Genomic DNA, 22,049 nt, shown 5'->3' on the forward strand with positions numbered 1-22,049 from the left:
GGAAAGCGGCGTTTCGGAGGTGGAGAAAACCGACAGTCCTTAGCGACCGCCGCGAGGACGTACACGGCATGACCGACGCCGAAGCCCTCGCCGACCGCGTCCGCGACGGCGACCTGCGACTCCACGAACTCGAAGAGCACGCCGACGCCGACACCGCGACGGCCGCGCGCCGACTCCTCGTCGAGGAGCAGACAGACGCTTCGCTCGACGCCGTCAGCGACTACTCGTTTCCTGCTGAGCAGGCCGATCCGAACATCGAGAACATGGTCGGTGCGGCCCAGATTCCGATGGGCGTCGTCGGCCCGGTCACGATAAACGGCGGCGCGCTCTCCGGCGAGCGCTACCTCCCGCTTGCGACGACCGAGGGCGCGCTTCTGGCCTCCGTGAATCGCGGCCTCTCGGTCGTCGACGGCGCGGGCGGCGCACGGGCGCGGGTGACGAAATCCGGAATGACTCGCGCGCCGGTGTTCAGCGTCGCCGACGTGGTCGAAGCCGAGGCGCTCGTCTCGTGGGTCCGTGACAACGAACCGGCGCTGAAGGAGGCAGCCGAGGAGACGACGAGTCACGGCGAACTGCTCGACGTGACGCCGTACGTCGTCGGTAACTCCGTCTTCCTGCGCTTCCGCTACGACACGAAGGACGCGATGGGGATGAACATGGCCACCATCGCTACCCAAGCGGCGTGCGACGTGGTCGAAGACGAGACGGCTGCCTCGCTCGTCGCGCTCTCGGGCAACCTCTGCACCGACAAGAAACCCGCCGCCATCAACGCCGTCGAAGGCCGTGGGCGAAGCGTCACCGCGGACGTGACGATCCCGCGGGAAGTCGTCGAAGAGCGTCTCCACACGACGCCCGAGGCCATCGCCGAAATCAACACTCGGAAGAACCTCGTCGGCAGCGCTAAAGCGGGAAGCCTCGGCTTCAACGCTCACGTCGCCAACGTCGTCGCCGCGATGTTTCTGGCGACCGGACAGGACGCGGCGCAGGTCGTCGAAGGGTCGAACGCCATCACGACTGCGGAAGTGCAGGATGGTGATCTCTACGTCTCCGTCTCCTTGGCGAGCCTCGAAGTCGGCACCGTCGGCGGCGGGACTAAGTTACCGACGCAGGCGGAAGGACTCGACGTGCTCGACGTCCGCGGCGGCGGCGACCCCGCGGGTGCGAACGCCGACGCTCTCGCCGAAGCGATCGCCGTGGGGTCGCTCGCGGGCGAACTCTCGCTGCTCGCGGCGCTCGGGTCGCGGCATCTGTCGAGCGCACACGAGGAACTGGGTCGATAGGGCGGACCCACCGAGTCGTCGAACCTATCCTCTGCATCGAACAGAGGTGCAATTAAGTTCCGAACGCTCGCAATCGACGCATGGCTTCACAACGAGTTGCCGTTCTCGGCGCACTCGACGACATTCGAACCGTTCTCCTCGGGCTCTACTTCGCCGCGGTCGGACTGTTCTGCGCGCTCGCGTTCGGTGATTTCGGCGTCAGTGCCGGAATTATCTTCTTCGTCGTCGGTGGCGTGCTCGCGTTGGGCACCGAACTCTGAGTGCCCCAGAGCAGTCAGAGCGACCGGTACCGGCCGCCGCTCTCCGACACCTCGCCGCCGAGGGTGAGCTTCTCCAAGATGTCGCGCGCCTTCTCGGCGGGAACGCCGCGCTCTGCGGCGTAGCTGACGACTTCTTCCTCCGTCGGCCGGTCCTGCTTGCTTACTGCCTCCTCGACGAGTTCGCGCCGCGATTTCGACGAAGACGCGGACGACGAGGAGGCGTCGCCCGCGGCGGCGACTTCGTCGGCGTCGAGCCCCGAGCGTTCGAGATACTCTCGGTCGGAGATGTGGGCGTCGTCGAGTTGCGTCTCCATCTCCGAGACCGAGTCGAGAGTCGAGAACGCCTCCGACGCGCCCTGTTTTTCGGCTACTATCGCCGACCGGACCTGCCGGGCGGCGTCGTGGTCTTCGGCGGTGTACATCTGCCGCAGTTTCTTCGTCTGGTGGCGCTTGCCGCAGCGCGAGCACTGTGCCGACGCCTGCTCGCGTGGATTCTCCAGAATCCAGACGTTCGAACAGCCGTTGCAGCCGACGACGGCGTACATGTCTCGCTGTGGTCGAGCGACGGGGTTTAATCTACTGCTCCGTCGGTAGCTGTTATCTCCACAGACTGTCGCCACAACCCGGGAGAAACGCTATACTTCTAGCCGTTGCAGTGTGTCTGTGAGCAGTGACTCTGTGTGGGACTGACTAGTACGCTCCGAACGGTCGTCCGCGTCGCGCGGGACCGGGATATCACGTTTCTCGCCGCGGGATTCGCCTACTACGCGCTCCAATCGTTCATCCCGCTAGTCATTTTCGTATTCGTCTTGGCGACGTACGTCGGAGAAGGCCAGGTAGTGATGCAGTTGCTCGACCAGGTGAGCGCATACGTCTCTGAGAGCGGGCGGCAGGTGCTCGAACAGGCCCTGACCAGTTCCGCGGGCCGTAGAGGGGCGAGTCTCGCCAGCCTCGGCTTTCTCCTCTGGGGCGCGTTGAAGATGTTTCGCGGCCTCTCGAAGGCGTTCGGCGAGGTGTACGGCAGTTTCCACTCCGTCGGCTTCGTCCGACGGTTGCTCGACGGACTGTTCGTCCTCGGTATCGTCCTCGTCGCCATCGCACTCATGGTCGGCGCGGGCGTCGTCGTCACGTTCGTGGACCTCTCGATTCCGTATCCGGCGTTCGTGACGACGCTGTCGCTGTTCGTGCTGCTTATCCTCGTCCTCCTGCCGATCTACTACATCCTCCCGCCGGTGTCGGTGACGTTCAAACACGTCATCCCCGGCACCGTCGTCACCGCCGGTGGCTGGATTCTCCTCCAACTGGGCTTTCTGTACTACGCCCAGAACGCCTCGCAGTACCAAGCGTACGGCGTCCTCGGGGCGGTGCTGCTGTTCGTGACGTGGCTCTATCTCGGCGGTATCCTCGTGCTCCTCGGCGCGGTGGTCAACGTCGTCATCGAACGTCCGACGCCGTACGCCGAACTCCGCGCGCCTCGCTGACCCGCGCTAGCTTTATTCGGTCGGCGTGCGCGCACTCCACATGGAACGACTGTCGCTGTCAGACGTAGAGACGACCGAAGCAGTATCCGGCGTTCACCTCGCACAGCTCGCCGCGGGTGAGGAGATGAGCGTCCAGCACTTCCATATCGCCGCCGGGGCGACGGTACCCGAACACGACCACCCCCACGAGCAGACGGGCTACATCACACAGGGGACGCTGACGTTCGTCGTCGATGGGGAGGAGATTCGCGTCACCGAGGGCGACTCCTACGTCATCCCCGGTGGTGAACCGCACGGTGCCGAGAACCGCGGCGACGAACCCGTCCGCGGCGTCGACATCTTCAGTCCCCCGCGACTGAACCCCGACTGGCAGGAGTAGCGGAAACCGCGAACTGGCCGAACGCCTCTCTTGCCCACGTTCGCGTGAATCTCTGACAGCGTGAACTAACGTTGATGGTGTGGTTCGTGCTACCACCGAACGCAGAAACATGTTGTCGAGAAACACACTATCGGAGATGTACACGGAGATGGTGACCGCCCGCTACTACGAGGAGCGGTTACAGGAGGAGTATCTGGAGGGAAAGCAGTCGGCGTTCGACATCTCGGCCGGACCGATTCCGGGCGAGCTGCACCTCGCGGCGGGCCACGAGGCGTCGGCGGCCGGCGTCTGTGCACACCTCCGCGACGACGACACCGTCACGGCACCACACCGACCACACCACGTCGCGATCGCGAAAGGTGTCGACCTCGGCCGGATTCGGCCGGTCTGACGCCTCGTAAGTCGGCGTCGCCGACTCGTCGTGTTCTTTGCGGTCGCTCGGTCTGCGAACCCGAGTTCGTTTCGTCCGAAAATCGGCGGTTTACCGGTTCTTGACGTTCTCGAAAATCGGAAACTGTCGAGCGCCCGAAAAATCTATGAGAGCTTTTCGATGGTCGCCGGTTTCACCGCGCGAGCCAGAGAAGTTGTCTACGACAACTTCTCTATGTTCTCGACGACCGTGTCGGCGAACTCGCTCGTGGCGAGCTTGTTGCCGCCTTCGATCTGTCGGTGGAGGTCGTAGGTGACGTCGCCCGAGGAGATGGTCTCCTCGACGGCGTCTTTGACCAACTGACCGGCGTCCTTCCAGCCCATGTACTCGAGCATCAGGCGGCCGGAGAGGATCATCGCCGTCGGGTTGACCTTGTCCTGACCGGCGTATTTCGGCGCACTGCCGTGGACCGGTTCGGCGAGACAGCGGGCGGTGCCGAAGTTCGCGCCGGGCGCGATGCCGAGGCCACCGATCTGCGCGCCGGCGGCGTCGGACATGTAGTCGCCGTTGAGGTTCATCGTGGCGATGACGTCGTACTGTTCCGTCCGAGTGAGGAGCTGCTGGAGCATGTTGTCGGCGATGCGGTCCTTGACGACGATTTTGTCCTCGGGACGCTCGCCGTCGTACTCCTCCCAGAGTTCGTCCTCGGTGATGGTCTGGTCGTACTCTTCCTCTGCGACCTCGTAGCCCCAGTCGCGGAACGCCGCCTCGGTGAACTTCATGATGTTACCCTTGTGGACGAGCGTCACCGACGGGCGGTCGTTCTCGATGGCGTAGTCGATAGCCTCGCGGACGAGGCGCTTCGAGCCGAACTCCGTGATGGGCTTGACGCCGATGCCGACGGGACCGTCGTGGATGACGCCCGTGGCGCCCATCTCGTCTTCGACGAACTCCTTGACCTTCTCGACTTCGTCGGTGCCGGCTTCCCACTCGATGCCGGCGTACACGTCCTCGGTGTTCTCCCGGAACGTGACCATGTCCATCTTCTCGGGGTGTTTGACCGGCGACGGGACGCCGTCGAGGTGGTAGGTCGGACGGACGTTCGCGTAGAGGTCGAGTTTCTTGCGAAGCGCGACGTTGAGCGAGCGGAAGCCCGACCCGACCGGCGTCGTCAGCGGGCCCTTGATGGCGACGTTGAACTCCTTGATGGCGTCGACGGTGTCGTCGGGGAGGTTCTCGTCGTACTTCTCACGGGCGGACTCACCGGCGTAGACGCGCATCCAGGAGATGGAGCGGCCCGTCGCGTCGGCGGCGGCGTCGAGTACTTTCTGTGCGGCCGGACCGACGTCGGTTCCGATGCCGTCTCCGTGGATGATGGGAATGATGGGGTTCTCCGGAACGGTGAGTTCGCCGGATTCCTCGTCGGCGACGGTGATCTTCTGGCCCTCCTCGGGGACCTCGACCTGATCGTAGCTCATGAACAACGGTGAGTTTCCGAGGCAGCGTAAAAGGCCTGCCGTTCTGCAGTTCCCACGGCAAAATTTTGCCGAATCTAGCGACGATAACACACGACACGAAGCATCGCTCGCCGTCGACGAGAGGCGACTGTACCGGATGCGCTCCGAGAGAGTGTCCGGTCGAGTGGCGTGTCAAGTCTGACGTTTCGCGTGAACGGTACTGTATCGCAGAGCCTCCGAAATTCCGACCGATCGAAGCGTGACGAGCTAAGCGCTGAATAACTATTCTACCGCTTTCGGTAGCTATCTCGCCGGGAACGCACGGTTCGGCTCGGGCGATGTGGTAGTACCGAGGTTCGGATAGCCACTACTGTGCAATTTTTGCTCTCCATCAGGCAACGAATTAAAGCCTCTCGGGAGCCTCTCGTAACGTGCCTATGTCCACAACAGACATCGATGCACGCACCGACACCGAACACGCGACGAACGCTGCGTTCGTCCCACTATTCGTCGTCTTACAGCTCGGTATCCCGGAGTTCCTCCAGGACACCGTCTCGTCGATACTCGCATTCATTCCGCGGTTAATCGGCGCGCTCGTTATCCTCCTCATCGGATGGGTCATCGGGCGCGTCGTTGCACGTGTCGTCCGCGAGGTCGTCGATAGGACCGAAATCGACAGTATGGCGTTGCGAACGCCCGTCGGCCGCGCGCTCGGCGGAACCGAGCAGGCCGTCTCCAGTACGTTCGGGAAACTTGCAGCGTACTACATCTACCTGCTCGCCATCCTCGCAGCGGCGAACGCGCTCGCCATCACGCTGCTCTCGCAGTGGATAAACACGGCAGTCTCGTACCTGCCAGCGTTCCTCGCGGGTCTCCTGATAATCGTCCTCGGATTCATCGTCGCGGACTTCATCGCTCGCGTCGTCCAACAGAGTTCGACCGCGTCGGAGACGCGCTACTCGGGAGTGGTCGCCGACGGCGTCCGGCTGTTCCTCTACTTCAGCGTGCTCGTCATCGGTCTCGACACGATGGGGTTCAGCGTCCGCGTGCTCTACATCGTCGCGCAGGCAGTCGCCTACGGTCTTGGTGCGGCCATCGCCATCGGCCTCGGTCTCGCCCTCGGCTTCGGCGCACGTGGGTGGGTCGCCGAGAACATCGACAACTGGGCTGGCCGCGCCAGTCAGGGCTCCCCGAGCTTCAGCGACAGCACAGTAAGTTCCGACGACGACTGAGCAGCCCGCTGCGATCTTTTTTGGCACCCGTCGACTACCTGCCTCGCCGGATAGCCCGTCCTTTTACCGTCTCGACGAGAGTCGCCGCCATGCACGTCATCGTACACGGCGGCGCGGGCGGGACGCCCGACGAACCCGAACCGCGACAGGCGACGCTCGACGACGCAGCCGAGACCGGCGTAGCGCAGTCTGACCCTCTCTCGGCCGTCGAGGAAGCAGTGAAGATTCTGGAGTCGAGCGAGCGCTTCAACGCCGGTGTCGGCGGTGCAGTCCAGTCAGACGGCGTCGTTCGAACCGACGCAGGCGTGATGACGAGCGACCGCGAGGCGGGCGCAGTCGCGAGCATGTCGGGCGTCGAGCACGCCGTCTCGGTCGCGCGGGTGGTCATGGAGGAGACGCCGCACGTCTTCGTCGTCGGCGAGCACGCCGTCGACCTCGCCGACGACTACGGCGTCGAGACGGGCGTCGACCTGTTCACCGAGAAGAGCCGCGAGCGCTGGGAGGACAGCGACGCGCCCGACGGGTCGCCGCGCGAACACCTGCAGTGGATCCGAGAGCGATTCGGCGGCCACGATACGGTCGGCGCCGTCGCGGGCGACGGCGAGACGTTCGCCGCCGCCACGTCGACAGGCGGGCGCTGGTTCGCGCTCGCCGGACGGGTCGGTGACGTCCCCCAGATCGGCTCTGGGTTCTACTGTGCGCCCGCCGGGGGCGCGAGCGCCACCGGTGCGGGCGAGGACATCGCGAGAGCGACGCTCTCGCGTCGGGCGGTTCGCCATCTCGAATCGGGGTTGAGCGCACAGGCCGCCGCCGACCGAACGATGGCGGAGTTCGCCGAACTCACCGGCTCGGACGCGGGCGTCATCGTCCTCGACGGCGACGGTGCCGGAAGCGCGTTCAACACCGACGGGATGCAGACGAGCGTCGCTCGTCGCTGATCGGGCGACAGTCCCGGCGCTACCGCTCGGGGCGGGGTTCGTGATAAAGAAAAGAGAGCTCCGAATCGGTGATTCGGGTACTCGTCGCTTCAGGTGTCGGTGCTGTTGCCGTCGTCGCTGGAGTTGCCACCGTCATCGGAGTTACCGGAAGCGCTGTCGGTGACGCTCACGGGCACCGTGTAGGTGCTCTTCGAGGTAGAGACGATGTGCTGCGGCGAGTCTGTCCGTTCGATGGCGGTCTGGCTCGGGCCGCGGACTTCGAGTTCTACCTGCTGGGTCTCGCCGGGTTCGAGCACGACCAGTTCGCTCGTCGGTGCACCGAGACCGGCCCGGTAGGAGACGCTGTCAGCGACCGTCTCGTTCGTCGGGTTGAGCACCGTCACGGTGACGTTGTACGTCTCGTCGGCCGAGATCTCGGACGGCCCTTCGACACCGGTGACGGCGAGGCTATCCCAGTTCGAGGAGACGCGAACCGACGTCTCGCCGGTCGTCATCTCGTCGACTTCGACGGTCCCGACGTCGACGCGGTCGACGACGACGACGTCGTCGCCGGAGTCGTCACCGATCTGCCGGGCATCGTCGGGGAGTCGGTCGACTGCCTCCTGAGCCCGCTCCTCGGAGACGTTCGACTCGTCGATCGTCGAGCGGATACGCTCGCTGGAGTCAGCGAGTTCCTGGGACTCCTCTTCGGTCACTTCACCGTCTTCGACTATCTCGCGGACGTTCGCGAGCTCCGTCTTCAGTTGTACGTACTGTTCGTCGGTGAACCGGTCGCGGTTCTCGTCGATGGCCGTCTCCGCTCGGTCGATGGCCTCCAAGGCCTCATCGGTGTCCTCGTCGAGCGAGAAGCTCTCCGTTCCCTCCACGTCGTCGAACGCCGACGGCGTCGGCGTCGACTGCTGGAGCGTCTGGATCGTCAGCGTGCTGACTTCCATCTCGTCGACGTTGACCTCGCGGACGAGAACCGTCGTCCCGTTGGAGTCGCTCTCGCCGGCCATCGAGTCGTTCTCGCTGTCCGCCGAGTCGTTCTCGGACTCCGACATCGACTCGCTCTCGCTGGTCTCGGAGTCGTTCTCGGTCTCGGAGTCGCCTTCGGAGGCACCGTCACCCGAGAGCAGACCGGTCTGGTCGTCCTCGACGTTCACTTCGTCGACCGAGAGCGTGTCGACGTGAAGCGTCCCGACGACGATGCTGTCGACGCTCTCGTTCGAACTGAGGTAGCCGCGCGCTTCGGCCTCGTTGACGTCGTCGTCTTGGACTTCGATCTCCTCGACGGTGACGCCGCTGACCTCGATACTGTCGAGGGACGCGTCTTCGAAGACGCCCTTCTCGACGGTGCCGCGGTCACCGAGTTCCGCCTCGTCGACCACCAATCGTTCGACTGTCACGTCCTCGACGGTCCCGTCGTCGACCTGTAGCTCACTCACCGATACGTCGGTGAACGTTACCTTGTCGTCTGCCGTCGTCGCCGCACCGCCCATCGCGGGTTGAACGCCTGCAGTCACCAGCAGAAGTGCAGTCACTAACGCGACGGCCGACCGTATGGTTGTGGAACTCACGCTTTCAACGACTGCAGATTCGATAATAAACCAGAGCGGCTGTTTTCACCCCACATGCGGAGCTTATCTCGAGTATCTGTCACCGCTACGTCCCTGGGTTTTCGGTGAAAAGCTCTAATTACTTTCCGATATTTGATGGTTTTGACGCCGTCCGATACACCCGAGCCTCTCCGAGTCGGGTCGCGCCGCCGCATTCTCTCTCCGTGTCGCCTCGTCGCCTCACCCCGCCGCTCCGCCGTCCCGCAACCTCTTTGCTTCGGTCGGTCAAAGCCCCCGGGTATGAGCATCGGACATCTCGACGACGAGACGGTCGACAAGTACCGTGAAGCGGGCGACATCCTCCGAACCGTGTTGGACGAATCCGCGGAGATGGTCGAACCCGGCGTCACGCACCTCGAAGTCGCCGAGTACGCCGAATCACGCATCGCCGAACACGACGCGGGCTGTGCGTTCCCGGTCAACATCAGCGTCGACGAGGAGGCGTCGCATGCGACGCCCGCCCGCGACGACGACACCGAGTTCGGCGAGGAGATGGTCTGTCTCGACATCGGCGTCCACGTCGACGGCTACATCGCCGACGCCGCCGTCACCGTCGACCTGACAGGGAACCCCGAACTCGTCGAGGCCTCCGAGGAGGCGCTCGACGCCGCCCTCGACGCCGTCGAACCCGGCGCAGAGACGGGCGCTATCGGCGCGGAGATAGAGGACGTCATCCGCGGCTACGGCTACACGCCGATTCTGAATCTCTCGGGCCACGGCGTCGAACAGTGGGACGCCCACACGGGGCCGAACATCCCGAACCGCGGTGCGGAGCGCGGCGTCGAACTCCGAGTCGGCGACGTGGTGGCCATCGAACCGTTCGCCACCGACGGGAGCGGGAAGGTGACCGAGGGCGCGAAAACGGAGATATACAGCCTCGAAAACGACCGGTCGGTCCGCAACCGGCAGGCAAGGCAGGTACTCGAGGAAGTGAAAGAGAGGTACCGCACGCTTCCCTTCGCCGCGCGGTGGCTCGATGTCCCCCGCGCGGAGATGGCGATTCGACGCCTCGAACAGGACCGCGTCCTCCACGGCTACCCGGTGCTGAAGGAGGAGGACGGCCGTCTCGTCAGCCAGGCCGAACACACCGTCATCGTCACCGAAGACGGCTGCGAGATCACGACGAACTGAGTCGACGCGCGTAGAAATCAGAGGTTTCTTCGCTCGCAGAACGGTTCAACTGGCTCGAAGATTCCGACTCTCGCGGACACGGAGCGACCGCTCGGGGCAGGCGCCCGCGGAATAACGGGGGGTATCGGCCCGCTTCGAGTCGTCCGGCGGAGAACCGCTTACGCCTCGACGGCGTCCAGCAGTTCGTCGTAGTCGGGCTCGTTCTCGGGGCTGTCGGCCTCCCACGCGTAGTCGACCTCACCGTCGTCGTCGACGACGTACACCGCGCGATTCGCGACGCCGTGGAGGCCCAACTCCTCGACGTCGATCTCGAGACCGTACGACTGAATCGTCTCTCGGCTCATGTTGCTGACGAGCGAAAAGGAGAGGTCGTACTCCTCACGGAACGCGTTCAGCGTGAACGGCGAATCCGCGCTCAGCCCGTACACCGGCGCGCCGGCCGCCTCGAACTCGTCGATGTGTTCCTCGAACGAGGTCATCTCGCTCGTACACGGGGGCGTGAACGCCCCGGGGAAGAACGCGAGCACGAGCGGTCCGTCGCCGACCCGCTCCGAGAGCGAGAACTCCTCGACGTCGCCGTTTGCTACCTTGTTCGTGAACTCGGGCGCGTCGTCGCCTACCGAGACCATGTCCCCAGATTGTGGAGGGGCGCGGATAAACTGCTCAAACGGCCTCAGGTTCGCCGCGAGCGTGAGGCCTATACTCGTCGAACCGTCGGCCGAGCGTCTCGGCTCCGCGTGCCGACTCGACTGTCGACGACGCCGGCGAATCGCCGTCGCACACGCGGGACGGTCGTCACCGAAAAATGGCCGCCGACTACGCGTTGTTCATCCGCTGTGTCGTCTCCGTCCCGCAGATGCCGCAGACCGAGATGCGGTACGGTTCGCGCGAGAACTCCGCGTTCTCCCGCTTCTTGCTCTCGGTTCGGATTTCGACACGGACGCTGTGGGTCGTCTCCCTCCCGCAGCGGTCACACGCCTCTGTCACCCCGTCGGGTCCGGGTTTTGTCGCCATTTCAGGCAACAGTATGGGCGATTTACGAATAAAGACACACCTCCGTTCCGCCGATTTTCGACCGTTCATCGCAAGACGGCGCCGGTATCACCCCCTGTCGGGAGACAGACTGTTCAAACGGTTTATCGGAGTAAGCTAACTGATAAACACCCGAAGCGAGTGTCGAGACCGGGAACTGTCGGACAATATTGCCCGTTTAGTCGAGAGTCCGCCGCCGTTGGACCGCGCATCCGCGAACCGCCCGCGCGGACACGGTGAGATACGCCTAAGCGACTGGCGGCTCTGCGTGTGCCATGGACCAACTGTTCGCGCCGTGGCGTATCGAGTGGGTCGAACGCGACGGCGGCGACGACGGCGACGACGGCGACGACGGCGACGACGGCGGTTGTCCGTTCTGCACGCTCCCGGACGACGACGCCGACCGGCAGAACAGAATTGTCGCCCGGAGCGACCGCTGTTTCGTCCTCCTGAACAACTACCCGTACAACCCCGGCCACGTGATGGTCATCCCCTACCGCCACACCGGCGAGTACACCGACCTCTCCGACGCAGACCTCCTCGACCACGCCCGACTCAAACAGCGGACGTTCGAGGCGCTCCGAACCGCTATCGGTCCCGACGCGTTCAACGCCGGACTCAACCTCGGCGGCCCCGCCGGCGGCTCCATCGAGGACCACGTCCACACCCACGTCGTCCCCCGGTGGTCGGGCGACACGAACTTCATGCCCGTCATCGGCGACACGAAGGTGCTCGTCGAGGCGCTCGAAGACACGTACGACCGCCTCCACGCCGCGTTCGCCGAGCAGGAGGGCGCGACGGTCCACGGTGGCGACGCCGCGGTCAGGATTCGCTTCGACTGAGCGCTGCTCGGCAGTATCCGACTCCCACGACACACCTCGTGCCGAGTGAATCGTCGGCCGACAGTCACTCCAAAGCCTCTTTCAGCGGCGGTATCCTACGACGACCGATGGACCGGCAGGCAGTCGTCAGGCGCGTCGGGGTGGTCGTCCTCGTGGCTAACCTCGCGCTCGCCGCGGCGAAGGGAGCGGTGTGGTACTCCACCGGGAGCCTCGCCGTCGGGTCCGAAGCGGTCAACAGCCTCTCGGACGCCGTCTACAGCTTCGTCGTCCTCGCCGGTCTCTACATCACGACGCAACCGCCGGACCTCGACCACCCCCACGGGCACGAACGAATCGAACCGTTCGTCTCGCTGTTCGTCGCCGTCGGCATCTTCGCGGCCGGTGGTGCGGTGCTGTGGCAAGCCGCCCAGTCGGTACTGACGGGCAGCTACGGCGGCGCCGTCGGTCTCACCGCCGTCGGCATCCTCGTCGCCAGCGCCGTCGTGAAGTACGTGCTCTACCGGTACTGCCTCCGCGTCGGCGAGACGCAGAACTCGCCCGCGCTCGTCGCCGCCGCCCTCGACAACCGAAACGACATCCTCACCGCGACTGCGGCGCTCGTGGGGGTACTCGGTACGCGGGTCGGCGTCCCGATTCTCGACCCCGTCGCCGCCGCCGTGGTCTCCGTGGGCATCGGCTACACCGGCTACGAGATCGTCCGCGACAACGTCGACTACCTCGTCGGCCGCGCGCCGCCGGAGGATCTCCGCGCCGAAATCGTTCGCCGGGCGCTCTCGCACGAAGACGTCCGCGGCGCACACGACGTCGTCGCCCACTACGTCGGCCCCGAGATAGACGTGAGCCTCCACATCGAGGTCGAAGGCGACATGACCGTCCGCGAGGCCCACGACATCGAGACGGCTATCGTCACGTCGATTCGCGAGCTATCTGAGGTCGACGACGTGTTCGTCCACGTCGACCCGAAGGAACTCGGCGAGTGGAAGGAAGACAGCGAGACCGACCGGTTGGCCGGGTGGACGCGTACCGACGGGCGACGGTGAGTTCGGGAAGCCGCCGATACCGCCGAGTCGTCGACGCTGTCGCGGACGACGTTCTCGCGGCGGTCAGACCGCCTCGGCGACGACGAGTCGGACCCATCCGAGTTTCGGAATGCCGGCGTTCGCCTTCCCTCGAACCCACTCGGTGCGGACGGGGTCGGTGCGGCCGACGGCCTGGTCGTAGTGGGCGTTGCCGTCGCCTTTCGTGACGTATCCGGCGTGCGTAGCGGGGCAGTTGGCCAGTTCCGAACAGTCGTCGACGCCGGACGGAATCGCCGAACGGTCGGCGCGGCCGTACCAGTCTTCGCCCTCCTCGACCCAGAAGTGTGCCCGGTGGAGCGTCGGCGCTCCGGTTCCGTCGGGGTCGACGAAGACGACGACGTCGCCCGGTTCGCCGAAACGTTCGTGAGCGCTCGCTTCGGCTTCGTGGACCGTCATCACACCGTCGGGGCCGGCGGTTCCATCGTCGTAACGGTCGACGGCCGTGACGAAGACGAGGTCACCCCTGTCGAGGTTCGGTTGCATGCTCCCGCTCTCGACGGCCACCATCGGCGGCCAGACGCCCGCGACGGCGAACAGCGCCGCGCCGACGAGTCCGAGTGCGGCGAGCGTCCCGAAGAACTCGCGCGCGACGGACCCGCCCCCCGAACTCGCTCCTGACACACCCGTCGTACCACGGGTAGCGTACTGTAGATTGTGGTGGGCCGACGCCGCACCCGCTGGTCAGGGACAGCTGACGTCGTCGAGCGTCGCCGACCCTTCGGCGACGAGGCGGAGCCACCCGAGACACGGAATCCGAACGCCGGCTTTCGCGCGGACCCACTCCTCCTTGACGACGGGCGCGATACCTTTCGCCTGGTCGTAGACGCCGTTGGCGTCGCCCATCGTCACGTAGCCGTCGTGTGGGGCCGGACAGTTTCGGAGGTCGTCACAGCTGTCGACGTCTGCGGGGAGATACGACTGGTTCGCCCGCTCGTACCAGTTCTCGCCGGCTTCGACGCGGACGTGCGCGCGGTGGATTATCGGCGTTCCGCGGTTCGGCGCGTTGTAGATTATCACGTCGCCGTCGCCGACGAAGCGCCGGTACTCGCCGTCGTCGTCGGCCGTCACGACCCCGGCGGCGTCGGCACTCGTTCCCGAAAACCGGTCGGTGGCGGTGATGACGACCATGTCGCCTCTCTGCATGTGCGGGTCCATGCTCCCGCTCTCGATGGCAACCATCGGGGGCCAGACGCCGCTCACCAGTACGAGGAGGAGAAACACCGCCGTGACGACGGCGGCGGGTCGGAGGACGTCGTAGAGGAGGGAGCGACTCATCCAGTTAGGGGAACAGGTCGGGGAGTAAGAGCGTTGCGGGACGCGGAGTCGGGTTTCCGTCTCTCGTCGTCCGGGCTCTTCCGAACCCGAGCGCTGAGTATTGGAGACTCGGATTCCGATCCAGTACGTGCGTCTCGCTCGCGCTCACGAACCGGGACAGCCGAGTTGGTACTGCGTCTCGTAAACCGCCGACGGGACCGAGACGTCCACCGACTCTCCGTACTCGGTGTACCGCGTTGTGAGGTCGGCGGTGGCGGTCGCGCCCCGCCGCGAGAGCTCCAGGTGGAGCGCGAACTCGACGGGTCGATTCGTTTCGGGGTCTATCCAGAGCCGCGCCGTCGCGTTGTCGAACGAGCCGCCGTCCAGTTCGGCGCTTCCCGTCCGACGACGGTCCGCCAGCGACTGGACGGTGTCGTCGCTCGGGTGGGCGACGACGAGGACGGTCCGCTCGCCGTCGACGGTTCGGTTCCCGCGCCAGTAGACGTTCGAGTGCTCGAACAGTTCGATTTGGCGGTGAAGCGGCGTCGCGGTCGCCCACGGTTCCGACTGCGAGACGTTCTCGACGGCGTATCCCTCCCACGGCTCCGGACACTCCTGATAGGATTTGTACTCGGTGACGTAGGAGTCGAGTGTCTCGTCCGCTACTTCCGACGTCGCGCGCATCCGTTTTGCGGTGAGGTCGACTGCACCGGAGCCGTCGGCGGTCACGGTTCGAGACCGCCCGCCGTCCGACGCGGAGACACGAATATCCGTGTCGAAACGGTACGTCTCGACGCTCGAGACCGTGCTGTTCACCTCCTCGACGGCCGCAACCGCGCGGTCGTCGCTCGGCGGCGGACTGTCGAACGGGAGCGCGCTACAACCTGTGAGGAGGGCAGCGAGGCAGACGACGAGGACCAATCGACGCATACGAAATCACTCCTGCGTCTCCACAAATGTATTTTGCTACTGACGTACCGGCGACGGAAGCTAATCGCGCAAGTCGTCGCGGCAAGTCGTCGCGCCAGTCACACCGGCTCTGCGAACGCGTACACCGTCTGGTGACCGGTCACCTCGACCTCGAAGAAATCGCCGGGTTCGACGCCGCGTTCCGACGCATTTTGGACGATAATCTGTCGGTACGCGCCGTCGCGGCACTTCACCGAGTCGCCGACGCCCTCCTCGACGACCAGCACCTCCTGCCGGGTCCCGACCATCGCCTCGTACGCCCCGCCAACGATGTCCATCTTCAGTTCGGACATCGCCTTCGAGCGCTCCTTCTTGACGGTGCCGCCGAGGCCCTTCATCTCCGCGGCGTCGGTGCCGGGGCGCTTCGAGAAGCGGGTGATGTTCACCTTCTCGGGGCGAATCTCTCTGAACAAGGCCATGCTCTGGGCGTGGTCGTGGTCGGTCTCGGTGGGGAAGCCGACGATGAAATCCGTCGAGAGCGTCCAGTAGTCGAGTCTCTCGTCGAACGTCTCGACGATGTCGAGGAACTTGTCGACGCGGTGTTGGCGGCGCATATCCTCCAGCACGTCGTCGCTGCCCGACTGGACGGGGAGGTGGATGAAGTTGTACAGTTTCTCGTTTGTCGCGAAGACCTCGGCGAGTTCCTCGCGGATGCCGTGGACGCCGCCGGGGTTCGCCATTCCCACCCGAACCCTGAACTCGCCCTCGATGTCGCAGATGCGGTCCAGTAGCTCCGGAAGCTTTCGGTCGCCGGTGTCCCAGCCGTAGACGCCCGTATCCTGGCCCGTCACCCGGATCTCCTTCGCGCCGGCGTGGACGAGCGCACGGGCCTTCTCCACGTTCTCCTCCACGGGCGGCGAGTCGATGCGCCCGGTGGCGAACTTCGTGATGCAGTACGAGCAGTTCGACATACAGCCGCGGGCGATGGGCAGAATCCCCACTTGGCCGTCGAGGACGGGTTGGGTATCGGGCGTGACGGTCGGACACTCGCCGTTCATCGCCGCGTTCGGCACGTCGTCCCAGTGGAGCACCTCGGCGTCGATGCCGGCCTCGCGGAACTCGTCGCCCTGCGCGAGCGCCATACAGCCGGTGATGATGAGGTCGGCCGTTTCTTTCTCTAACTCCTGGGCCCGGCGAATCATGTTGCGTTCGGTCTTCTCGACGACCGTGCAGGTGTTGAGGATGGCCACGTCGGCCTCCTCGGGTCCGTCGGCGGGGTGGTGGCCGCCGTCGCGCAGCGCCTGCTCGATGTGGCGGCTCTCACCCCGATTCGACGTGCAACCGTAGGTTTCGATGTGATACCGGGCCATTCGCTCGTTCGGTGGTATCGGGCCTGCGGGCAAAAGCGCGACGATTGGGGGCGGTTCGTCGGTCGTCTCGTCCACTGCTTTCGGCTCACTCGTGTTCTTCCGAAAATATATCACGCGTCCGGACGCAGGGTGGGTGATGCCCTCCAGACGACAGTTTCTCGCCGGCGTCGGTGCGACCGGAGCGCTCGGCGTGGCCGGTTGCCTCGCGACGGAGAGCCGCGACTCGACGACCGGCGCAGCGGCACAGACCGACGAAGACGCACGAACGGACTGGCCGCGACCTGCCTTCGACCGCGGGTGGACGAGTTACAACCCCGACCCGGTCGGCCCGCGCTCGAATCCCACGGTGCAGTGGTCGACCGAACTGGCGGGTCTTCCGACCGGTCGCCCCGTCGTCGCGGACGGAACCGTATTCGTGCCCTGCTCGGACACGCTTCTCGCACTCGACGCGGAGTCGGGCGAGGAACGCTGGCAGGCGGGCGACGAGGACGACCGCTACCTGCGCTCGCCGTCCGTCCACGACGGGACCGTCTACGCCGCGACCGGCGGCGGGCGGGCGTTCGCCCTCGACGCGGAGACCGGCGAGGAGCGGTGGACCTTCGAAACGGACCGAAACGCCCTCTCGACGCCGACGCTCGGCTACGGCGGGCGAACGCTCTACGTCGGCGACGATCACGGAACCGTCTACGCGCTCGCCGCCGAGACTGGCGAGGAGGAGTGGCGACGCGACGTCTTCGGTCCCGTCACTCGCCTCGTCGCCGACGGGCCCGCGTTAATCGTCGGCACCGAGGGCGGCGAGGTGTACCTGCTCGATGCGTACGGAGAGCGGGGCTACTGGCGGACAAAACTCGGCGGCGCGGTGCAAGCGCTCGCCGTCAAAAACCAAGACGTGTTCGCGGGCGGGTTCGGCGGCCCGCTCGCCCGCCTCCAATCCGGCGCGTTCGCCGGCACGCCGCGCTGGCAGAGCGACGCCGTCACCGCCCACAGTTCGCTCGTAGTTACGGACGACGCCGTCTACGGTACCGACGGTTCGGGGCTCGCGGCCGTCGACGCGCGATCGGGCGAGACGCGCTGGACGGCGGGCGACGACTACTTCTCGGGACCCGCCGCCGCCGGCGACACCGTCTACGTCGGCGGAGACGGTCGCGTGGACGCCTACGCGCTCGACGGCGGCGTCGGCGTCGACGACGTCCGGTTCGGCGCGAAGCGGTGGTCTGCCGACGTCGAAGGTGGTGTTCAGGAGGGGCTCGCCGTCGCCGACGGTGCGGTCTTCGCGCTGACGACTACCGAGGATGCGTCGCGGGCGTGCGCCATCGAAGAACGGAACGACGACTGAGAGCGGGACCGGACGGTACCTGGGTCAGTCGTCCGAGCGGAACCCGAACAACCGCTCGCGCAGCGACCGCTTGCTTGGACGCTCCGCCAACAGCACCGAACACTCCACCTCGTCGATGATGTCGTAGACGAGCGAACCGGTCAGCAACCGCGAGAGCAGGCCCCGCTCCGTCGCACCGATGATGACCATCGACATCTCCGCGGAGTGGCGGCCGATCGCGCCCTCGACGTCGCCGGAAGCGTCGACGCGAATCTCGGCGTCTCCTAAGTCCCGCTCTTCGGCCCACTCACGGAGGAACGTCTCACCCGATTCGCGCTCGTCCTCGCCGTCGACGACGTAGAGCAGCGACACGTCCGACCCGCGGTCGAGGAGGACGCGCGCGACCTCCGCGCTGAGGTCGGAGTCGCCGCCGCCCGCCGTCGGAACGAGTACGTCGGAGGGGTCGAACCCCTCGTCTTTCAGCACGAGGAAGTCACACGGCAGGTTCCCGGCGAGTTCGTCGAACGTCCCTTCGACGCGGCCGGCCGACCAGAACGGCGAGCCGCCCCAGCCCATGACGACGAGGTCCGCGCGGTGATCGCGGGCGGCGTCGAACACCTCCTCGACGGAGCGGTGCGAGACGATGGTCCGCGTCTCGACCGGCGCGCCGAACGTCTCGGCGTCCTCGCGGGCGGCCGCCAGTAACCTCTCGGACTCGGCGTCTATCTGTTGAATCCGTTCGGCCCCGGCCGCCAGCGGCACCTGGTCGGGGACGGTGACGACGTGGACGGCCTCGACGGTCCCGCCGCGCGCCGTCGCCATCAGGCTCGCCAACTCGATGAGGTGCTTTTCGGTGCGGGGATTGGCGAGCGGCACCATCACGCGGTAGTCGCCACCATCGGGTTGGACGGTACTTGCAGCGGACACCGCGGCGTCGGGCATCCGTTCGGAGCGCGAGAGCACGTACTGGCTGAGTAGACCGCCGCTCTCGACGTTCTCGCGGGCGTAGACGAAGTACCAGACGACGGCGGCGACGACGAACATCGCCGAGAGCGCGATTTCGATGTCGTCCATGAACGCGACGAGCCCGAGCGACAGCAACGCACCGGCTATCGGCGTTACCGGGTAGAACGGCACGCGGAACTCGGGGTCGTAGTCGACGGCCTCGGACTCGCGGAAGACGATGAGCGCGACGTTCATCAGCGCGTAGACGATGAGGTGCAGCACGCTCGCCGCCTTCGCCAGTACTGCCAAATCCTGTCCGAGTGCCGCGATGAAGACGATGATGACGGCCCCCGTCACGAGAATCGAGCGGTACGGCGTCGCGAACTGCGGATGAATCTCGTTGAGCCAGTTCGTGACGATCTTCTCGCGACCCATCGCGAAGTTGATGCGCGCCGACGCGAGAATCGAGGCGTTCGCCGACGACGCCGTCGCCAACAGCGCCCCGAGCGTCATCACCGTCGCCGCCGAACCCGCGATGCCGCCGGGGAACGCGACTTCCGCCGCCTGCGCGACCGGTGCGTCCTGACTGAGGTCCGGCCACGGGACGACGCCGAGCATCACCGTCACCAGGATGGCGTAGACGACGGTGACGAGCGCGACGCTGCCGATGATGGCGATTGGGAGGTTTCGACCCGGATTTTTGAGTTCCTCGGCGACGGTCGCGATCTTCGCGTAGCCCAGAAAGGAGACGAAGACGAGCGCGGTTCCGGGGAGGATGGCTCCGAAGCCGAACGGCGCGAGTCCGTCCTCACCGACGAGCGTCGCGTAGTCGAACGACGTCCACCCCGCGACGGCGAACGCGCCGAGAATCGCGAGGAGAAGCAAGACGATGACGGTCTGGATGCCGCCGGTCTCCTTCGCGCCGATGTAGTTGACGCCGACGAAGATGAGACCTGCGAGGAGCGCGCCGACCTGTATCGGCGAGAGGAACAGTACTCCCGGTAAGCCGACGAGTTCGGCGAGATACTGTCCGAAACCGATACAGTAGAACGCGGAGGCGAACGCGAGGCCGACCCAGTCGCCGAGGCCCGCGATGGAGCCGAACAGCGGCCCGAGCGCGCGGTTGACGTAGTAATACCCGCCGCCGGCTTTCGGCATCGCCGTCCCGAGTTCCGACACCGACAGCGCGTTCACCATCGCGATGAGTCCGCCGACGACGAACGAGACGACGACGATGGGGCCGGCCTCCTGGGCGGCGACGCCCGGCAGGACGAAGATACCCGCGCCGATCATCGTCCCGATGCCGATGGTCATCGCCGACAGCAGTCCGAGGTCTTTCGCGAGTTCCTCGTCAGCCATCGCGTTCCTCCGTCAGTCCGCCCGTCGGCCGTCCCCCGCGTCGAACGTCGCTCGCTCGTCGGCGTCTCGCTCTGGGGTCGTTCACCTCCGTCACGCGCCGTCCGTGCGACCCTTCGACGCCCGCTCCACCCTCCGCTCTCGGCTCCTCGGTTCGAACTCTCATATTCGAGCGTACTGAATGCGGAACCATAACTCAATCGAGTTAAATCTGTTCAGCGCAAAATCGTCACTTATACGCTCTGAGCTTCGCACAATTTATCGATCGCCGGGCCGCTTCACGTCCGTCGAGTAGTGTCACCACTCCGTGAACACTTCGTCCGGAGCAGGGAGAACGTCCTCGACACCGTCGGTACCGAGCGCCGGAATCCGAACTACTCGACGTTTCGGAGTGCAGCGAGCGTCTCGTCGGGGACGTCGCCGCGGGAGAAGAGCGTCACTTTGTCACCCGCTCGCAGAACGGTGTCTCCGCGGGGCGTCACGACGCTCTCGCCGCGGTCGACCGAGATGACGAGCGTGTCCTCACCGAGCAATCCCCGGTCGCCCGCCTCCGACAGCGTCAGCCCGTCGATGGGTGCGCCCTCGCCGATGGTCGCTTCGACGATCTCGGAACCACCGGTGAGACTGACGAAGTCCGAGAAGGTTCCTCGACGTTCGTCCTCCCTCTCCGGGGCGTACGGCGCGTACGGGAGGTACGAATCCGCCTGCACGAGGTCCTCGTCTTCTATTTCGATGCCGAGACTGGAGAGCGCCCGCGCGACGCGCCGCAGGTCGGCGATATCCTCGCCGACCGCGAGAACGTGGAGGTTCCGCCGGCCGGTCATCAACTCTCTGACGTGGACGACGCCCGGCACCGTCCGAACCTTCGCGGCGACGGACTCCCGTTCGGCGACGGGCGCGTTGCAGAGATAGAGATTCGTCAGTCGCCCGTCTGCCCGCTCGAAGTCGACGTGCGCGTGGTAGCCTCTGATGACGCCGGCGTCCTCCAGTCGACCGATGCGGTTGCGAACCGTCCCGGCGGAGACGCCCAACCCCTCGGCGATGGACGGCGCGGAGGTGTTGCGCGCGTCCGCCATCAGCGCGTGGATGACTCGGCGGTCGACCTCGTCGAGTTGGTACTCCTCGCTCATCGTCACTCCGGCGCGCCGTGGACGATTTCGACGCCGCTCGACGCGCCGATTCGCTCCGCGCCCGCCTCGAACATCGTCACCGCCTCCTCGTAACTGCCGACGCCGCCGCTGGCTTTGACGGGGAGGTACTCGGCCATCAGTTGGACGTCTTCGACCGTCGCGCCGCCATCGACGAAGCCGGTCGAGGTCTTCACGAACGCGGCGTCGGCCTCCCTCGCCGCCTCGCAGGCGCGGTGTTTCTCCTCGTCGGTCAGAAGCGCCGTCTCGAGGATGACCTTCACCGGAATCGGGACTGCGGCGACGACTTCGGCGATATCGGCTTCGACGGCCTCGTCCTCGCCCGCCTTCAGGCGGCCGACGTTGATGACCATGTCCAGTTCGTCCGCGCCGCGGTCCCACGCGTCGACGGCCTCGGCGCGTTTGGCCTCTGTCGAGTGTTGACCGTGCGGGAACCCGACGACCGTCGCGAGCGTCACGTCCGGCGCGTACTCGGCCGCTTCGGCGACGTAACACGGCGGGATGCAGACGTTCATGCCGTACTCGGCGGCCTCGTCGAGAACGCGCTCGACGTCGTCGAGCGTCGTCTCCGGGCCGAGAACGGTGTGGTCGATGCGGGCGGCGAGTTCGCTGCGCTCCATGGCAGCCCCACGGTGCGGGGTGTTAAAATCCCGCCGGAGGCCGCCGCGTCGTC

Annotated in this window: 23 protein-coding genes and 1 pseudogene; 11 read left to right on the forward strand and 13 right to left on the reverse strand. The window is 65.8% G+C overall.

Translation table 11 applies throughout. The features are described 5' to 3' along the window. Nucleotides 1-68: 68 nt before the first annotated feature. Together hmgA and LAQ74_RS01435 are read left to right on the forward strand one after the other, a co-directional pair. Nucleotides 69-1,280 (forward strand): hydroxymethylglutaryl-CoA reductase (NADPH), encoded by a 1,212-nt coding sequence (hmgA, locus tag LAQ74_RS01430; protein ID WP_224334045.1) that lies wholly within the window; start codon nucleotides 69-71, stop codon nucleotides 1,278-1,280. A gap of 80 nt (nucleotides 1,281-1,360) precedes the next feature. Continuing rightward, the gene (locus LAQ74_RS01435; RefSeq protein WP_224334053.1) at nucleotides 1,361-1,540 is read left to right on the forward strand and encodes a hypothetical protein; all 180 of its coding nucleotides are present in this window, start codon (nucleotides 1,361-1,363) and stop codon (nucleotides 1,538-1,540) included. A 14-nt stretch (nucleotides 1,541-1,554) separates the two neighbouring features. Here LAQ74_RS01435 and LAQ74_RS01440 read toward each other — a convergent pair whose 3' ends face one another. Continuing rightward, nucleotides 1,555-2,085, reverse strand: coding sequence for a DUF5817 domain-containing protein (locus tag LAQ74_RS01440; RefSeq protein WP_224334055.1), 531 nt, complete (start codon nucleotides 2,083-2,085; stop codon nucleotides 1,555-1,557). Between the two features lie 135 nt (nucleotides 2,086-2,220). Between LAQ74_RS01440 and LAQ74_RS01445 the strand changes: the two genes are divergently transcribed. From LAQ74_RS01445 to LAQ74_RS01455, 3 genes and pseudogenes are all read left to right on the forward strand, one after another. Next, nucleotides 2,221-3,021, forward strand: a complete 801-nt coding sequence (locus LAQ74_RS01445; protein WP_224334056.1) for a YihY/virulence factor BrkB family protein — start codon at nucleotides 2,221-2,223, stop codon at nucleotides 3,019-3,021. Nucleotides 3,022-3,061: 40 nt separating this feature from the next. Further along, complete coding sequence (locus tag LAQ74_RS01450; protein ID WP_224334058.1) at nucleotides 3,062-3,400, forward strand: cupin domain-containing protein; 339 nt, start codon at nucleotides 3,062-3,064, stop codon at nucleotides 3,398-3,400. Nucleotides 3,401-3,509: 109 nt separating this feature from the next. Continuing rightward, a pseudogene (locus LAQ74_RS01455) lies at nucleotides 3,510-3,779 on the forward strand (pyruvate dehydrogenase (acetyl-transferring) E1 component subunit alpha); the annotation flags it as partial. A 209-nt stretch (nucleotides 3,780-3,988) separates the two neighbouring features. Here the strand turns inward: LAQ74_RS01455 and icd are convergent. Beyond that, nucleotides 3,989-5,248 carry an isocitrate dehydrogenase (NADP(+)) gene (gene icd / locus LAQ74_RS01460; protein ID WP_224334061.1) on the reverse strand — a complete coding sequence of 420 codons (1,260 nt, stop codon included), beginning with the start codon at nucleotides 5,246-5,248 and terminating at the stop codon, nucleotides 3,989-3,991. Nucleotides 5,249-5,664: 416 nt separating this feature from the next. On the opposite strand from icd, the gene LAQ74_RS01465 reads away from it, so the two are divergent. Both LAQ74_RS01465 and LAQ74_RS01470 read left to right on the forward strand, forming a co-directional pair. Continuing rightward, nucleotides 5,665-6,459 carry a mechanosensitive ion channel family protein gene (locus tag LAQ74_RS01465; RefSeq protein ID WP_224334064.1) on the forward strand — a complete coding sequence of 265 codons (795 nt, stop codon included), beginning with the start codon at nucleotides 5,665-5,667 and terminating at the stop codon, nucleotides 6,457-6,459. A gap of 89 nt (nucleotides 6,460-6,548) precedes the next feature. After that, entirely contained in the window at nucleotides 6,549-7,397 is an 849-nt protein-coding gene (locus LAQ74_RS01470; RefSeq protein ID WP_224334066.1) for an isoaspartyl peptidase/L-asparaginase, read from the forward strand. Nucleotides 7,398-7,486: 89 nt separating this feature from the next. Here the strand turns inward: LAQ74_RS01470 and LAQ74_RS01475 are convergent, their stop codons facing one another. Next, nucleotides 7,487-8,956 carry a hypothetical protein gene (locus LAQ74_RS01475; RefSeq protein WP_224334069.1) on the reverse strand — a complete coding sequence of 490 codons (1,470 nt, stop codon included), beginning with the start codon at nucleotides 8,954-8,956 and terminating at the stop codon, nucleotides 7,487-7,489. A 279-nt stretch (nucleotides 8,957-9,235) separates the two neighbouring features. Here LAQ74_RS01475 and map point away from each other — a divergent pair, with 279 nt between their 5' ends. After that, entirely contained in the window at nucleotides 9,236-10,126 is an 891-nt protein-coding gene (map, locus tag LAQ74_RS01480; protein WP_224334071.1) for a type II methionyl aminopeptidase, read from the forward strand. Nucleotides 10,127-10,284: 158 nt separating this feature from the next. On the opposite strand, the gene LAQ74_RS01485 is transcribed toward map, so the two are convergent. Together LAQ74_RS01485 and LAQ74_RS01490 are read right to left on the reverse strand one after the other, a co-directional pair. Continuing rightward, the gene (locus tag LAQ74_RS01485) at nucleotides 10,285-10,755 is read right to left on the reverse strand and encodes a redoxin domain-containing protein (protein ID WP_224334080.1); all 471 of its coding nucleotides are present in this window, start codon (nucleotides 10,753-10,755) and stop codon (nucleotides 10,285-10,287) included. A gap of 187 nt (nucleotides 10,756-10,942) precedes the next feature. Beyond that, nucleotides 10,943-11,140 carry a DUF7835 family putative zinc beta-ribbon protein gene (locus LAQ74_RS01490; protein ID WP_224334083.1) on the reverse strand — a complete coding sequence of 66 codons (198 nt, stop codon included), beginning with the start codon at nucleotides 11,138-11,140 and terminating at the stop codon, nucleotides 10,943-10,945. Nucleotides 11,141-11,433: 293 nt separating this feature from the next. On the opposite strand from LAQ74_RS01490, the gene LAQ74_RS01495 reads away from it, so the two are divergent. Together LAQ74_RS01495 and LAQ74_RS01500 are read left to right on the forward strand one after the other, a co-directional pair. Further along, nucleotides 11,434-12,000: an HIT family protein gene (locus tag LAQ74_RS01495; protein WP_224334092.1), complete on the forward strand. Its 567-nt coding sequence runs from the start codon at nucleotides 11,434-11,436 to the stop codon at nucleotides 11,998-12,000. A gap of 107 nt (nucleotides 12,001-12,107) precedes the next feature. Continuing rightward, nucleotides 12,108-13,040, forward strand: a complete 933-nt coding sequence (locus tag LAQ74_RS01500) for a cation diffusion facilitator family transporter (RefSeq protein WP_224334093.1) — start codon at nucleotides 12,108-12,110, stop codon at nucleotides 13,038-13,040. Between the two features lie 63 nt (nucleotides 13,041-13,103). On the opposite strand, the gene LAQ74_RS01505 is transcribed toward LAQ74_RS01500, so the two are convergent. The 4 genes from LAQ74_RS01505 to LAQ74_RS01520 form a co-directional block, all read right to left on the reverse strand. Continuing rightward, entirely contained in the window at nucleotides 13,104-13,700 is a 597-nt protein-coding gene (locus tag LAQ74_RS01505; protein WP_224334095.1) for a S26 family signal peptidase, read from the reverse strand. 60 nt (nucleotides 13,701-13,760) lie between these two features. Further along, a complete protein-coding gene (locus LAQ74_RS01510; protein WP_224334097.1) occupies nucleotides 13,761-14,354 on the reverse strand; it encodes a S24/S26 family peptidase in 594 nt (197 codons plus the stop codon). A gap of 144 nt (nucleotides 14,355-14,498) precedes the next feature. Beyond that, nucleotides 14,499-15,263: a hypothetical protein gene (locus LAQ74_RS01515; RefSeq protein ID WP_224334099.1), complete on the reverse strand. Its 765-nt coding sequence runs from the start codon at nucleotides 15,261-15,263 to the stop codon at nucleotides 14,499-14,501. A gap of 98 nt (nucleotides 15,264-15,361) precedes the next feature. Next, nucleotides 15,362-16,612, reverse strand: a complete 1,251-nt coding sequence (locus tag LAQ74_RS01520; protein WP_224337330.1) for a tRNA (N(6)-L-threonylcarbamoyladenosine(37)-C(2))-methylthiotransferase — start codon at nucleotides 16,610-16,612, stop codon at nucleotides 15,362-15,364. Nucleotides 16,613-16,748: 136 nt separating this feature from the next. Here LAQ74_RS01520 and LAQ74_RS01525 point away from each other — a divergent pair, with 136 nt between their 5' ends. After that, nucleotides 16,749-17,948, forward strand: coding sequence for an outer membrane protein assembly factor BamB family protein (locus LAQ74_RS01525; protein WP_224334101.1), 1,200 nt, complete (start codon nucleotides 16,749-16,751; stop codon nucleotides 17,946-17,948). A 24-nt stretch (nucleotides 17,949-17,972) separates the two neighbouring features. Here the strand turns inward: LAQ74_RS01525 and LAQ74_RS01530 are convergent, their stop codons facing one another. The 4 genes from LAQ74_RS01530 to deoC form a co-directional block, all read right to left on the reverse strand. Beyond that, a complete protein-coding gene (locus LAQ74_RS01530; protein ID WP_224334103.1) occupies nucleotides 17,973-20,231 on the reverse strand; it encodes an amino acid permease in 2,259 nt (752 codons plus the stop codon). Continuing rightward, nucleotides 20,224-20,394 (reverse strand): hypothetical protein, encoded by a 171-nt coding sequence (locus tag LAQ74_RS01535; protein WP_224334111.1) that lies wholly within the window; start codon nucleotides 20,392-20,394, stop codon nucleotides 20,224-20,226. Before LAQ74_RS01535 ends, LAQ74_RS01530 begins: the two co-directional genes overlap by 8 nt. Before the next feature lie 208 nt (nucleotides 20,395-20,602). Continuing rightward, on the reverse strand, nucleotides 20,603-21,358 hold the full coding sequence (locus LAQ74_RS01540) for an Lrp/AsnC family transcriptional regulator (protein WP_224334113.1): 756 nt from the start codon (nucleotides 21,356-21,358) through the stop codon (nucleotides 20,603-20,605). A 2-nt stretch (nucleotides 21,359-21,360) separates the two neighbouring features. Further along, nucleotides 21,361-21,996, reverse strand: a complete 636-nt coding sequence (gene deoC, locus LAQ74_RS01545) for a deoxyribose-phosphate aldolase (protein WP_224334114.1) — start codon at nucleotides 21,994-21,996, stop codon at nucleotides 21,361-21,363. Nucleotides 21,997-22,049 lie beyond the last annotated feature (53 nt).

The sequence above is a fragment of the Haloprofundus halobius genome, from assembly GCF_020097835.1.
Classification (GTDB): Archaea; Halobacteriota; Halobacteria; order Halobacteriales; family Haloferacaceae; genus Haloprofundus; species Haloprofundus halobius.